Origin of the sequence: Curtobacterium sp. A7_M15, from assembly GCF_030705415.1 — a bacterium.
In the GTDB taxonomy this organism is placed as follows: Bacteria; Actinomycetota; Actinomycetes; order Actinomycetales; family Microbacteriaceae; genus Curtobacterium.
The window spans coordinates 9,565-22,908 of the sequence record NZ_JAUZED010000014.1 but is presented as its reverse complement, the minus strand read 5'-3'; the positions used below and the strand labels follow the sequence as shown (position 1 = coordinate 22,908).

Here is a 13,344-nt window from a genome sequence, read left to right as displayed (position 1 = left end):
TATTTACTTTATTTACTTTACAGTTCAGGTGGAGAGGCTCGGACCCTTACGTACCCGGGGTCGGCTCACCCTCGCCAGCGGCTTCCTTCGCCCGCTTCAGGCGCGCCTGCGCCTCCCAGTACTCGATCTCACGCTCGAGTTCGGCGAGCTCCTGCTCCGTGCCGCTCACCCGCTTGTCGCCGTGCGCGTTCCGAGCCTCGCCGAGCGTGGCGTACCGGTCCTCGTGGCGTGTGGGCTCGAGGTACCGGCCGTGGTTCCGCTCGCCCGGAGCCCAGTCGTGTCCGATGGCGAACCAGACGATGCTGCCGACGACGGGGACCAGGATCACGAGGAGCACCCACGCGAACTTCGGCAGCCCCCGGACCTGGTCGTCGGTCTTCGTCAGGATGTCGATCAGGGCGAAGACCAGCAGGACCACGCCGGCCCCGTACAACAGCACGCTCATGGTCCCGGAGTCTATGGATCGGCTAGGAACCGGCGCTACGCCCCGAACGCGTGGCGCGGTTGCGATCCGGCAACGGTCCGCTGCGGAGTTCCACAGGGTGGCCATCGAGGTACCGACGTGCGACGACGACGTCACGGACGGCGAACCCGAACGCGATCGCGGCGGCGAACGCGGCGGCGACGTAGAGCGGCCACGGGAAGCCGCCCGCGACCGCGGTCGAGGTCAGGAGGACGAGGAAGCCACCGGTGGACAGCAGCGCACGACCACTGCTCGACTGGACCGCAGCCGCATGGACGATGCCCAGTCGTTCGTCCGGAGCGACCAGACGACCGCGGACGACCCGGTCGATCGCGTGCCGCTCACGTCCCGAGAGTGCTCTGGTGACCGGGAGCCGCTCCGGATGTCGCCTCGATCGGTACGTCCGACTCGCGTCGACGATGACGACTGCGAGACCGATCACGGCGCCGGCGGCCGTCGTCGCCACGCGTCCGTCGGAGTCCAGCGGGGAGACGAGCGCCACGACGGCCAGCCCGATGACGGCTGCCGCGACCACGACGACCACAGCCGCGATCGACAGACGGCGGGGCGGCCGCGCGTCGAGCACGATCCGTGCCTGCTCGTCGGCGAGCGCCCATCGGGCTCCGGCCCGTGCTGCGGTGTCGGTCATCGCCACCGATGCAACCAGATCGACTGAGGATCTGTCAGAGGGCGGCCACCCACTCGTCGGAACCGTCGGTGAACCGCTGGTGCTTCCAGATCGGCACCCGCTCCTTCACGAGGTCGACGAGCGCACCGCAGGCAGCGAACGCCTCGGCCCGGTGCGGGGACGACACGGCCGCAGCGAGCGCCACGTCCCCGACGCCGAGCCCGCCGACCCGGTGCAGCACCGCGATGCGGACCTCGGGGTGGGCGTCCGCGATCGCGCGGGCCACCTCGGCGATGACCGCACCGGCGCTCGGGTGCCGTTCGTACTCGAGCGCGGTCACGCCCTTGCCGCCGTCGTGGTCGCGGACGACCCCGGCGAAGGTGACGACCGCGCCGTCCTGGTCGGTGGCGACGACGGCCGAGACCTCGTCGACGGTGATCGAGCGGTCGACGACGTCGGCCACCACGACCCGGTCGTCTGCCGTCGCGAGGTCGGTCACGAGGCACTCCTCGGTGCGTGTCCCTCACCCGACACCTGGGCGAGGACGTGGTCGAGCAGCCCGTCGAGGACCGCGAGTCCGTCGGCGACACCGCCACGGGATCCCGGGAGCGTGACGACCAGCGTGCCGCCGCCGGCGATCCCGGCGATGCCCCGGCTGAGCAGGGCGGTCGGTCCTGCTCCGGCGAGACCGCGGCGACGGATCTCCTCCGTGATGCCGGGGAGCTCGAGGTCGATGAGCGGTGCGATCGCCTCGGGCGTGCGGTCGGTGGGGGTGACGCCGGTCCCGCCCGTGGTGATCACGACGCGGGCGTCGGAGAGGAGTTCGGCGGAGACGGTCTCGGCGACGGGACCACCGTCGGGCACGATGACCGGCTCGGGGACGGTGAAGGCGCGTTCGCGGAGCCAGCTCGCGATGACGGGACCCGTCCGGTCGAGCGCGGGGTCGGCGGACGCCTGGGTCGACACCACCACGACGGCCGCCCGGCCCCTGGTCGGCTGCGAGGTCATCGGTTGCTCCAGTCCCCCGAGCGTCCGCCGTGCTTCTCGAGCACCCGGACGTCGGTGATCATGGCCGCGCGGTCGACGGCCTTCACCATGTCGTACACGGTCAGGGCCGCGACGCTCGCGCCGGTGAGCGCTTCCATCTCGACGCCGGTCCGCGAGGTCGTGCGGACGGACACCTCGACGAGGACGCGGTCGTCGGCCCCGGTGATGTCGACCTCGACCCCGGCGATCGGCAGCGGGTGGCAGAGCGGGATGAGGTCGGAGGTCTTCTTCACCGCCATGATCGCCGCGATCCGGGCGGTGCCGATGACCTCGCCCTTGGGCAGCGAGCCGTCCAGGATGCGGGCGACGACGTCGGGTCGGGTGACGAGCGTCGCGGTCGCGGCCGCGGACCGTGCGGTGACGTCCTTCCCGGAGACGTCGACCATGTGGGCGGTGCCGTCGGCGCGGACGTGCGAGAGCTCGTCGGCGACGGGTGCTGGTTCGGTCATCGGAGGCTCCAGACGGTCAGTGGGTCACCTGGCTCCACCGAGGTGGTGCCGATCGGGACGTGGACGAGGTGCGTGGCGGCGGCGTAGTGCGCGAGCAGGTGCGAGCTGGGCCCACCGACGAAGTGCACGCGGCCGTCGTCGACCCGGCCCCGGCGGACCTGGTGCTTGCCCTCCGGGGAGGTCGCGCCATCGGCAGCGGGCACCACCTCGGCTGCGCGGTCGGGTATCCCGGCGTCCGCCGCCAGCACCGGGCGGAGGAACACCTCGAACGAGACGAGGGCGGACACGGGGTTGCCGGGGAAGGACACCACGGGGACCGGACGCCCGGCGAGCTCGACCGTCCCGAACGCCTGCGGTCCGCCGGGCTGCATCGCGACCGACGTGACGGTGAGTCCGCGCGGCTCGAGGGCCTGCCGCACGACTTCGTACGCCCCGGCGCTGATGCCGCCGGTGGTGAGGACGAGGTCGGCCCAGTCCCCCACCGCCGCGGCGATGGCCGCGACGAACGTCGGTTCGTCGTCGGACAGACGGACCGAGCGCGCGAGCACCCCCACCTCGGCGAGGGCCGCCCGCAGCGCGATCCCGTTGGCGTCGCCGATGGTGGCGTCCCCGGCGCCCTGGAGCTCGGAGCCGGTGGACACGACGAGCACCCGGAGCGGCCGGACGACGTCGACCGTCGTCACTCCGGCGGCGGCGAGGGTGCCGAGCAGTGCGGGCGTCACTGCGGCACCGGCAGGAGCCAGCTCACCCCCGCCCGGCAGGTCGGTGCCGGTCGCCCGGACGAACGTCCCCGGGGCGAGGTCGTCCGGCACCGTCACCTCGGCGAGCGCCAACGCCGCGGGGAACGCCCCGGGGTCGGTGGCCTCGACCGGGAACACCGCATCGGCACCCGACGGGATGCGCGCCCCGGTCATGATCGGCGCAGCGGAACCGGGCTCGAGCGCCGGGGGCATCGTCCCCGCCGGGATCGGGGCGACCACCCGCAGCGCGCGACCGGCGTTGGACGCCCGGACGGCGAAGCCGTCCATCTGGCTGTTGTCGAACGGTGGGAGCGGCACGGGTGCGACGACGGCACGCGCGAGCTCGCGGTACCCCCGTCCGCCGCCGGCCCCGGTGGCGAGGTCGTCGACGTCCCGCGCCTCCGTGACGGCGGAGCGTCTGGCGGACAGCACCGGCGCGACCAGGGCCGCGATCTCGTCACGGTGCTGACCGATCGTTCGCACGTGCGCCTCCGAACAGGTGAGAAGTGTGTCCGCTCCCGGTCCGGCCGGGGGCGGTCCCAGTAGCGTAACCAGCGCGCAGAACGCGCCGAGGACCATTCGGAGGACCTGTGGAGAACGACGTGACCACGACCGGAGCTGTGGACGAGACGCGCATCGGGGTGATCGGGGGGTCGGGGCTCTACGAGCTGTTCGAACCCGGCACCGCGGACGAGGTCGACGTCGACACCCCGTTCGGCCCCACGTCGAGCCCGATCAGCATCGGCACCATGGCCGGCAAGCGCGTGGCGTTCCTCACCCGCCACGGCCGGGCGCACTCCGTCGCCCCGCACCGCATCAACCACCGGGCGAACCTGTGGGCGCTGCGGTCGCTCGGCGTTCGCGCCGTCGTGTCGTCGAGCGCCGTCGGCGGACTGCACCCCGACTACGCCCCGGGCACCTTCGTCGTCACCGACCAGCTCATCGACCGCACGTGGGGCCGCGCGGACACCTTCTTCGAGGACGCGGTCCAGCACCTGTCCTTCGCGGACCCGTTCGACCCCGTGCTCCGGCGGGTCGCGATCGGCGCGCTCGAGCGTCTCGACGTGCCGTTCCGGCCGACGGGCACCTGCGTGGTGATCCAGGGGCCGCGGTTCTCGACGCGTGCGGAGTCGATCTGGATGCGCGAGGCCGGCGGCCACACGATCAACATGACGATGACGCCGGAGGTCCCCCTGGCCGCCGAGCTCGGCATCGGCACGGTGAACCTCTCGTTCGTGACCGACGCCGACGCCGGACTCGCTCCGACCGAGGAAGAGGCGGCGGCGGGGGCTGGTGAGGCACCGGTCACGCACGGCATGGTCATGGAGCGGCTCGCGCGGGCGAACGAGGTGATCGTCCGTGCCATCGGCTCGATCGTCGCGGCGGTCCCGGACGACTACACGCCGCGCGAGCTCGTGCCGGCCGGGGCGAGCGCGGACGCCCTCGCAGCGAAGCGGGCCACCGCGTGACCCGCCTGCTCGTGACCGGCGGCGCCGGCTTCATCGGCTCCGCCATCGTCCGCCGTGCCCGCGCCGAGGGCCACGAGGTCCGCGTGCTCGACTCGTTGCGCGACGACGTGCACGGCGACCCCGCCGGGGTCGTGACCGCCCACCAGCAGCAGGGCATCGAGTTCGTGCACGGCGACGTCCGCGACCGGGTCGCCCTCGACGCGGCCCTGGACGGCGTGGACGTGGTGTGCCACCAGGCCGCGAAGGTCGGTCTCGGCGTCGACTTCCAGGACGCGCCGGACTACGTCTCGACGAACGACGCCGGTACCGCGCACGTCCTCGCCGGCATGGACCGCCACGGCATCGGCCGGCTCGTGGTCGCGAGCTCGATGGTCGTCTACGGCGAGGGGGCCTACACGACCGCCGCCGGCGAGCCCGTCCGCCCGCCGGCCCGACGCCGTGCCGACCTCGACGCCGGCGAGTTCGACCCGATCGGTCCGGACGGCCGACCGCTCGTGCCCGGCCTGATCGACGAGTCCGCCGCACTCGACCCCCGCAACGTGTACGCGCAGACCAAGGTGGCGCAGGAGCACCTCGCCTCCTCGTGGGCACGGGCGACCGGCGGCCGTGCCGTCGCCCTGCGCTACCACAACGTCTACGGGCCGGGCATGCCCGCGAACACGCCGTACGCCGGCGTCGCCTCGCTCTTCCGCTCGGCGCTCGCCCGCGGCGAGGCACCCCGCGTCTTCGAGGACGGCCGCCAGCGACGTGACTTCGTGCACGTGGACGACGTCGCCGGCGCGAACCTCGCGTCGATCGGCGCGACGGCGGAGCTCCCGGCGGAGACCTTCCGTGCGTACAACGTCGGCTCCGGCATCGTGCACACCATCGGCGAGATGGCGGCCGCGATCGCCGGCCCGGACGGGCCGCAGCCGGTCGTGACGGGCGAGTACCGGCTCGGGGACGTCCGGCACGTGACGGCGTCGTCGGACCGGATCGCCGCCGAGCTGGGGTGGCGCGCCGAGGTCGACTTCGAGCAGGGGATGCGGGAGTTCCAGTCGGCGCCGCTGCGCGCCGCGGTGCAGTAGCCGGTGCGGCCCCGAGCGGGCAGAACACGCCGCGCGGGCTGAGCGGCATGGCGGGCACGACCCGCCGCTCACGTTCGGCGAGCGGGCAGAAGCGGCCGCACCGCGGCCGCGAACGGGACGTTTCTCGCCCGCTCAACGAGCAGGCGGGCGGGCGAGCAGGCGAGCGGGCGAGCAGGCGAGCGGGCGAGCGCGGAGGCGACCGTCTGGAGGCGCGGCGCCGGTCCCCGAGACCGACACCGCGCCTCCATGCCCTCACCCCACCCCGGTGGCCGCGTCCACAGGACGCCCCACCCGCATGTCCCCCGGTCGGGGGTATCCCGATCCCGGGAGTGCGCGGATCGTCCATCGGGGGACGCCGATCCTGTACCCCGTCCGATTGTTGCGTGTTGTGTCAGAGGCATGGAACGACAGCCGGCCCTCGAGACCGACCGCCCTGACCCGCCGACGCGCGCGGCGGGAGCCGACACCAGTCGTTCCGACGCTCCGCACCGAATGGGCGACATGAACGTCGACGTCATCCTCCCCTGTCTCGACGAGGCCGATGCCCTCCCCGAGGTCCTGGGCCGACTCCCGCGCGGCTACCGCGCGATCGTCGTCGACAACGGGTCGACCGACGGCTCCGCCGACGTCGCCCGGGCGCACGGCGCCCTCGTCGTGACGGAACCGGTGAAGGGGTTCGGCTCGGCCTGCGCCGCCGGCGTCGCCGCCGCCACCGCCGAGTACGTCGCCTTCTGCGACGCCGACGCCTCGATGGACCCGGCCGAGCTCGTCCCGCTCGTCGCCCGCGTGGCCACCGGACACACCGACCTCGCGCTCGGCCGCCGTGTGCCGACCACCCCCGGCGCCTGGGCTCCGCACGCCCGGTTCGCGAACCGGGTGCTCGCGGTCCTGATGCGTCGCGCGACCGGGTACCGACTCCGCGACCTCGGCCCGATGCGGGTGATGCGACGCGCGGACCTGGTCGCCCTCGACCTGCGGGACCGCCGCAGCGGCTACCCGCTCGAGATGGTCCTCGCGGCACACGCCGCCGGGTGGCGCGTCGACGAGTCCGACATCGGGTACGCACAGCGCATCGGCGACAGCAAGGTCACCGGCACGCTCCGCGGCACCGTCAACGCCGTCAAGGACATGTCGCGTCTGCTGCGCGAGTACCGCCGGGAGGCGCGACCCACCGTCATCGCACCCGCTCCGGTCCGGCACGTGGCCGGTCCCACCCCGTCCGAGGAGGTCCACTCATGACGACCGACATCACCGTCGCCGTGGTCGCGAAGGAGTGCCTGCCCGGCCGGGTCAAGACCCGCCTGACGCCCGCGCTCACCCCCGAGGGTGCCGCGCGGGTCGCCGCCGCGAGCCTCGCCGACACGCTCGCGACCGTCCGCGCGCTGCCCGCAGCGCGCCGCGTGCTCTTCTACGACGGCACCGTGCTGCCGACCGGGGCCGAGGGCTTCGACGTCGTCCACCAGACCACGGGCGGCCTCGACGAGCGGCTCGGCGCCCTGTTCGACGCGGTCGCGGGTCCGACCCTGCTCGTCGGCATGGACACGCCGCAGTTCGGCGCGGCGGACGTCGCACCGGTGTTCGACGAACCCCACCGCGACGCCTGGTTCGGTCCGGCCGAGGACGGCGGTTTCTGGTCCCTCTACCTGCGCGAACCGGACGGCGACCTGCTCCGCGGCGTGCCGATGTCGCAGGACGACACCGGCGCGGTCCAGTTCGCACGCCTGACGGGGGCCGGGCTCGACGTGGGCACCCTCGGGGTCCTGCTCGACGTCGACACCGTGCCGGACGCCGAGCGCGTGGCCGCCTTGGTGCCCGACTCCACGTTCGCCGCCGCGCTGCAGGCCGAGACCACGGGGGCACTCCGATGACCATGGAAGCACCCGTCTCCTTCGGGGCCGGCGGCGGCGAGCCGTACGCTCGTGCGCTCCGCACCGACGGTCGCATCCGGCTGACCGACACGTCGCGACCGGACCGCGCGGTGACGCTCGACGTCGGCCGGTGGAGTGCCGCGGCCGACCGCATCGACCGCTCGCTCCTCGACGGCGCGGACGGACCCGTGATCGACATCGGCTGCGGACCGGGGCGGATGCTCGTCGCCGCACGCACGCTCGGCATCCCCTCGCTCGGCGTGGACGTGTCGGCCGACGCCGTCGCGATCGCCCGCCGCTCCGGCGGGACGGCGATCCAGGGCTCGGTCTTCGACACCGTCCCCGACGAGGGCCACTGGGACACCGCACTCGTGATCGACGGGAACATCGGCATCGGCGGCGACCCGGGGGCCCTGCTCGCCCGGTGCCGCGACATCGTGCGCGTCGGGGGCCGGATCGTCGTCGAGACCCACGTCGACCGCACGGCGGACCGGGTGTACACCGCTCGCGTGGTGGACGCCGACGGCCACCAGAGCGCGGGGTTCCCGTGGGCCGAGGTGGGCGTCGACGCCCTGCTCGACCATGCCGAACGGGTCGGTCTCGTCGCGAAGCAGAGCTGGACCGCCGAGGGCCGGACCTTCTGCGAGCTGCTCGCCTGAGCAATCCTTTTTTTGCTTCATGCAAAAGAAGCGGCTAGTGTGGAGGACATCAAGCCGACGACGTCGCGGTCGCCGGCCCGGTGACCGACGACCCCTCGGCACGACGACGAGGAGCATCCATGCAGAACCGTCAGAACCCCCTGGGCGGCGCCTACGTGACCGGCCTCGAGAACCGCGACGAACTCGGCGCCTACGCGGTGAACGCCGCCTGGCGGCCCGTCGGGAGCTACACCGGCACCGGCATCGGGCGTGCGCTCGGGCGCTTCGTCGACACGCAGTTCCGTCGGCCCGGCACGGCGTCGTCCTCGACGCGCACGGCCACCGGTTCGCTGCGCACCGCGACGGGCTCGTTCCGCACGGCCTGACGCCGTCCCCAGACCGCGAGCGGTCGTCCACCCGGGGTGTCCCCCTTTCTCCCCGGTGCGGACGGCCGCTCGCTCTTCGTCCACAGGCACGTTCGTCGTCCACAGGCTCGGCGTTCCTGGGCACGCCGATCGGCGCGATGCCAGGATGGACGCATGAACGACCGCGCCGGCACCCCTGCCACTGCAGACGACCTCGTCGACCTCGACGCCCTCATCGCCGCCTACCACGAGCGCGTGCCGGACGTCTCCGTGCCCGAGCAGAAGGTCGTCTTCGGCACCTCGGGTCACCGCGGCTCCTCGCTGGACTCGGCCTTCAACGACACGCACATCGCCGCGATCACGCAGGCGATCGTCGAGTACCGCACGTCGCAGGGCACCGACGGTCCGCTCTTCATCGGCCGTGACACGCACGCGCTCTCCGGCCCCGCCGAGCGCACCGCGCTCGAGGTACTGGCCGCCAACGGCGTGCACGTCCTCGCCGACAGCGAGAACGGCTACGTCCCGACGCCGGCGCTCAGCCACGCGATCATCGCGTACAACCGTGCCGGCAACGCGGACACTGCCGACGGCATCGTGATCACGCCCAGCCACAACCCGCCGCGTGACGGCGGGTTCAAGTACAACCCCCCGCACGGCGGGCCGGCCGACAGCGACGCCACGAGCTGGATCGCCGAGCGCGCGAACGCGATCATCGCGGGCGGCAACGCCGAGGTCCAGCGCACCGAGCACGCCTCGCCCGACCGCTACGACTTCCTCGGCGCCTACGTCGCCGACCTCGAGAACATCATCGACATCGACGCGATCAAGCGCGCCGGCGTGAAGATCGGCGCCGACCCGCTCGGCGGCGCATCGCTGCCCTACTGGAACCGCATCCGCGACCACTACGGGCTCGACCTGACCGTGGTCAACCCCGACGTCGACCCGACCTGGTCGTTCATGACGCTCGACTGGGACGGCAAGATCCGGATGGACCCGTCGAGCCCGAGTGCGATGGCCTCGGTCGTCGCCCGCAAGGACGACTTCGACGTCCTCACCGGCAACGACGCCGACTCCGACCGGCACGGCATCGTCACGCCCGACGGTGGCCTGATGAACCCGAACCACTACCTCGCCGTGGCGATCGAGTACCTCTACGCGCACCGCCCGGCATGGCGCGACGACGCCGCGATCGGCAAGACCCTCGTGTCGTCGAGCATCATCGACCGGGTGGCCGAATCGCTCGGTCGTCGCCTGTGGGAGGTCCCGGTCGGCTTCAAGTGGTTCGTCCCGGGCCTGATCGACGGGTCCGTTGCCTTCGGCGGTGAGGAGTCGGCCGGCGCGTCGTTCCTCCGCACCGACGGCACCGCGTGGACCACCGACAAGGACGGCATCATCCTGGCGCTCCTGGCGTCCGAGATCATCGCGGTCACCGGCAAGACCCCCTCGCAGCTCTACGACGAGCTGACCGAGCGCTTCGGGGCCCCCGTCTACCAGCGTGTCGACGCCGCCGCGAGCAAGGAGCAGAAGGCCCGACTGTCGAAGCTCGACGGCGACGCCATCACCGCCGAGACCCTCGCGGGCGACCCGATCACGGCGAAGCTGTCGAAGGCACCCGGCAACGACGCGGCCGTCGGCGGCGTGAAGGTCGTCACCGACAAGGCGTGGTTCGCGGCCCGCCCGTCCGGCACCGAGGACGTCTACAAGATCTACGCCGAGAGCTTCGTCGGACAGGAGCACCTCGAACAGGTGCAGCGCGAAGCCAAGGAGATCGTCGACGCCGCCCTCGGGGCCTGAGGCTCCACGCGGAACGAACCGAACGGGCACCGCCCGGCGCACGCAGGCGTACTGTGACGGCGTCGGGCGCCCGCGCGTGGGCGACCCCACGGACGCCACCGAAACCGGTGCCGGTGCTGCCGATCCACTCAGGAACCCGCTCCGGCGCGACCCTTCACCTTGCGGCAGATGTAACTTTGCAGCCAGCGCAAAGTTTCCGGGAGACCCTCCACATGACCCAGACCGCGACCGCACCCGCGGCACCCACCACCTCGTCCAACGCCGTGATGAACCACCGGCAGATCCTGCTGGTCATCTACGGCCTCATGGCGGGCATGTTCCTCGGTGCCCTCGACCAGACGATCGTCGGGACCGCGATCCGAACGATCGGCGACGACCTCCACGGCCTCGACCAGCAGGCCTGGGTCACCACGGCCTACCTCATCGCGAGCACGATCACGACGCCGATCTACGGCAAGCTCTCCGACATCTTCGGGCGCCGTCCGCTGTTCCTGACCGCGATCGGCATCTTCATCGTCGGGTCCTTCTTCGCGTCGTTCTCGACGTCGATGCTCATGCTCGCCGGCTTCCGCGCACTGCAGGGCCTCGGCGCCGGCGGTCTGATGTCCCTGCCGCTCGCCATCATGGGCGACATGCTCGCTCCGCGCGAGCGCGCCAAGTACCAGGGCTACTTCCTGGCGGTCTTCGGGATCTCGAGTGTCATCGGACCGCTCGTCGGCGGTGTCTTCGCCGGCGCGGACCAGCTGCTGTTCATCGCCGGGTGGCGCTGGGTGTTCTTGATCAACGTGCCGATCGGCATCATCGCGCTCGTCATGGTGCTGACGTTCCTGCACCTGCCGAAGTTCGGCGACCGCGGCAAGCCCCGGATCGACTGGTGGGGCGCGACGCTCGTCATCGTGACCCTCGTGCCGCTGCTCCTCATCGCCGAGCAGGGCCGCGAGTGGGGCTGGAGCTCCCCCGGCGCCTTCGCCTGCTACGCCATCGGCGCGGTCGGCCTCGTCGCGTTCGTCCTCGTCGAGCGTGCGATGGGCGACGACGCGATCCTGCCGCTCAAGCTGTTCGGTTCGCGCGTGTTCTCGATGTCGGCGGTCCTGTCGGTGCTGGTCGGCTTCGGCATGTTCGGCGCGATGCTCACGATCCCGCTGTACCTGCAGATCGTGAAGGGCGTCACGCCGACCGAGTCCGGCTTCTCGATGCTCCCGATGGTGCTCGGTCTGATGATCTCGTCGATCGCCTCCGGTCAGATCATCTCGCGGACCGGCAGCTACCAGGTCTTCCCGATCACCGGGACCGCGTTCACCGCGATCGGCTTCACCGTCCTGACGTTCCTCACCGCGGACAGCCCGCTCTGGTTCCTCATGCTCGGCATGTTCGGCATCGGCCTCGGACTCGGTCAGCTCATGCAGACCCTGACCCTCGCGGCGCAGAACTCCGTCAGCCCCCGGGACATCGGCGTCGCGACGAGCGCCGCCACGTTCTTCCGCCAGATCGGCGGCACGATGGGCACGGCCGTTCTGCTCTCCGTCCTGTTCACCCTCATGCCGACGAACATCACGACGGCGATGCAGAACGAGGGCGACCTGAAGAGCGCCCTGAACGCCGCGCTCACCCCGTCGGTCGCGAACGCCTCGGACAACAAGGGCGTGATGGACCAGATCTGGAACAAGATCGTCGACCCTGTGCAGAAGAACGTCCAGGACGGCCTCGACAAGGGTGTGAGCCAGGCGAAGCAGGCCGCGGACGCCGCCGTGACGAAGCAGGTCACCGCGGCCGTCCAGCAGCAGGTTGCGGCCGGTACGGTCCCCGCCTCGGCCGCCGACAGCGTCATCGCGCAGCAGGTCGCGGCCGCGAAGCCGCAGGCCGAACAGCAGGCGCTCGAGGCGGTCGCGTCCAAGGCGAAGGCCGAGGTGGTCGACGGCTCTGTACAGGTCGACTACTCCAACCGGACGCAGCGCGAGAACGTCGTGGACGAGGTCGCTCCGACCCTCATCACGCAGCTGAAGAAGGGTGACTCGAGCGCGAGTTCCTCGACCAGCTCGTCGACGAGCGACACGTCGTTCCTCAACGGCGCGGACGAGCGTCTCACCCGGCCGTTCCTCGTAGGGTTCAGCAACTCCGCGGTGGTCGTCTACTACGTCGGCCTCGCCGTGATCCTGCTCGCCTTCGTGCTGACCTGGTTCTTCCGCGTGCCGCCGCTCCGCAAGGTCTCGGCGCTGCAGGAACAGGCGGACAGCGCGCGGGCGGACGACGAGCGGGCCTCCGACGACCCGGACCGGCTGACCGTGGACGCACAGCACGCTGCCGCTCGCACGGGATCACTGGTCTCGCCGGACACCGGCTCGATGGCGGTCGTGCCGACGTCACCGGACGTGGTGTCGCAGCCCCGCTCGGCCGGGTCGGCGGTCGGGGTCGGTGCCGCGCAGTCCACGGCTCGATCCGCAGGAGCGACCGGCGGGGTCTCCACCGTCGCCCTCGACGGCACCCGCGCACCGCTGCCCGACGCGACCACGCACGGCGCGCACTCCGCCGCCGCGCCGGTCGACGAGCCGCCGACCACCACGGGTGCGATCCGGACCCGTGCGGCCCACGCGGCGCCGAGCCCCGTCGACGCCGATCCGGGGTCGACCGCCGGCCGGACGGCGACGGACGCGACCACCGACACCACCGGTGCCGACGCCGCGGAGACGAGCCGCGCCTCCGGGTCCGATGAGCACGAGCACGAGCACGGACACGGGCGTCACTCAGCCGATTAGCACCGTGGTGAGGCCCGGGGCGCCGGCGGCGGGGGGGCCCCCGGGGCAGCCCCCCCCCGCAGG

The 13,344-nt window shown here is 72.3% G+C and carries 14 protein-coding genes; 8 read left to right on the top strand and 6 right to left on the bottom strand.

The window, feature by feature from the left end; translation table 11 throughout:
• Positions 1–46: 46 nt before the first annotated feature.
• From Q7F20_RS04615 to glp, 6 genes are read right to left on the bottom strand one after another with little or no spacing between them, the layout of a single operon-like run.
• Positions 47–445, bottom strand: coding sequence for a PLDc N-terminal domain-containing protein (locus tag Q7F20_RS04615; RefSeq protein ID WP_305738935.1), 399 nt, complete (start codon positions 443–445; stop codon positions 47–49).
• Between the two features lie 22 nt (positions 446–467).
• On the bottom strand, positions 468–1,112 hold the full coding sequence (locus Q7F20_RS04610; RefSeq protein ID WP_305738934.1) for a hypothetical protein: 645 nt from the start codon (positions 1,110–1,112) through the stop codon (positions 468–470).
• A 34-nt stretch (positions 1,113–1,146) separates the two neighbouring features.
• Positions 1,147–1,590: a molybdenum cofactor biosynthesis protein MoaE gene (locus tag Q7F20_RS04605; protein WP_305738933.1), complete on the bottom strand. Its 444-nt coding sequence runs from the start codon at positions 1,588–1,590 to the stop codon at positions 1,147–1,149.
• Positions 1,587–2,099 carry a molybdopterin-binding protein gene (locus Q7F20_RS04600; RefSeq protein WP_305738932.1) on the bottom strand — a complete coding sequence of 171 codons (513 nt, stop codon included), beginning with the start codon at positions 2,097–2,099 and terminating at the stop codon, positions 1,587–1,589. Before Q7F20_RS04600 ends, Q7F20_RS04605 begins: the two co-directional genes overlap by 4 nt.
• Complete coding sequence (gene moaC, locus Q7F20_RS04595; protein ID WP_305738931.1) at positions 2,096–2,587, bottom strand: cyclic pyranopterin monophosphate synthase MoaC; 492 nt, start codon at positions 2,585–2,587, stop codon at positions 2,096–2,098. The genes Q7F20_RS04600 and moaC overlap by 4 nt, the downstream gene beginning before the upstream one ends.
• Positions 2,584–3,810: a gephyrin-like molybdotransferase Glp gene (gene glp / locus Q7F20_RS04590; RefSeq protein ID WP_305738930.1), complete on the bottom strand. Its 1,227-nt coding sequence runs from the start codon at positions 3,808–3,810 to the stop codon at positions 2,584–2,586. The genes moaC and glp overlap by 4 nt, the downstream gene beginning before the upstream one ends.
• 119 nt (positions 3,811–3,929) lie before the next feature.
• On the opposite strand from glp, the gene Q7F20_RS04585 reads away from it, so the two are divergent.
• The 8 genes from Q7F20_RS04585 to Q7F20_RS04550 all read left to right on the top strand — a co-directional run bounded on the left by Q7F20_RS04585 (position 3,930) and on the right by Q7F20_RS04550 (position 13,281).
• On the top strand, positions 3,930–4,796 hold the full coding sequence (locus Q7F20_RS04585) for an MTAP family purine nucleoside phosphorylase (RefSeq protein WP_305738929.1): 867 nt from the start codon (positions 3,930–3,932) through the stop codon (positions 4,794–4,796).
• Entirely contained in the window at positions 4,793–5,863 is a 1,071-nt protein-coding gene (locus Q7F20_RS04580) for an NAD(P)-dependent oxidoreductase (RefSeq protein ID WP_305738928.1), read from the top strand. The genes Q7F20_RS04585 and Q7F20_RS04580 overlap by 4 nt, the downstream gene beginning before the upstream one ends.
• 492 nt (positions 5,864–6,355) lie before the next feature.
• On the top strand, positions 6,356–7,102 hold the full coding sequence (locus Q7F20_RS04575; RefSeq protein ID WP_305738927.1) for a glycosyltransferase family 2 protein: 747 nt from the start codon (positions 6,356–6,358) through the stop codon (positions 7,100–7,102).
• Positions 7,099–7,731 carry a DUF2064 domain-containing protein gene (locus tag Q7F20_RS04570; RefSeq protein WP_305738926.1) on the top strand — a complete coding sequence of 211 codons (633 nt, stop codon included), beginning with the start codon at positions 7,099–7,101 and terminating at the stop codon, positions 7,729–7,731. Before Q7F20_RS04575 ends, Q7F20_RS04570 begins: the two co-directional genes overlap by 4 nt.
• Positions 7,728–8,390 (top strand): bifunctional 2-polyprenyl-6-hydroxyphenol methylase/3-demethylubiquinol 3-O-methyltransferase UbiG, encoded by a 663-nt coding sequence (locus tag Q7F20_RS04565; RefSeq protein ID WP_305738925.1) that lies wholly within the window; start codon positions 7,728–7,730, stop codon positions 8,388–8,390. Before Q7F20_RS04570 ends, Q7F20_RS04565 begins: the two co-directional genes overlap by 4 nt.
• 119 nt (positions 8,391–8,509) lie before the next feature.
• Positions 8,510–8,755: a hypothetical protein gene (locus Q7F20_RS04560; protein ID WP_305738924.1), complete on the top strand. Its 246-nt coding sequence runs from the start codon at positions 8,510–8,512 to the stop codon at positions 8,753–8,755.
• A 153-nt stretch (positions 8,756–8,908) separates the two neighbouring features.
• A complete protein-coding gene (pgm, locus tag Q7F20_RS04555) occupies positions 8,909–10,528 on the top strand; it encodes a phosphoglucomutase (alpha-D-glucose-1,6-bisphosphate-dependent) (RefSeq protein WP_305738923.1) in 1,620 nt (539 codons plus the stop codon).
• Between the two features lie 212 nt (positions 10,529–10,740).
• Positions 10,741–13,281 (top strand): MDR family MFS transporter, encoded by a 2,541-nt coding sequence (locus Q7F20_RS04550; RefSeq protein WP_305738922.1) that lies wholly within the window; start codon positions 10,741–10,743, stop codon positions 13,279–13,281.
• Positions 13,282–13,344 lie beyond the last annotated feature (63 nt).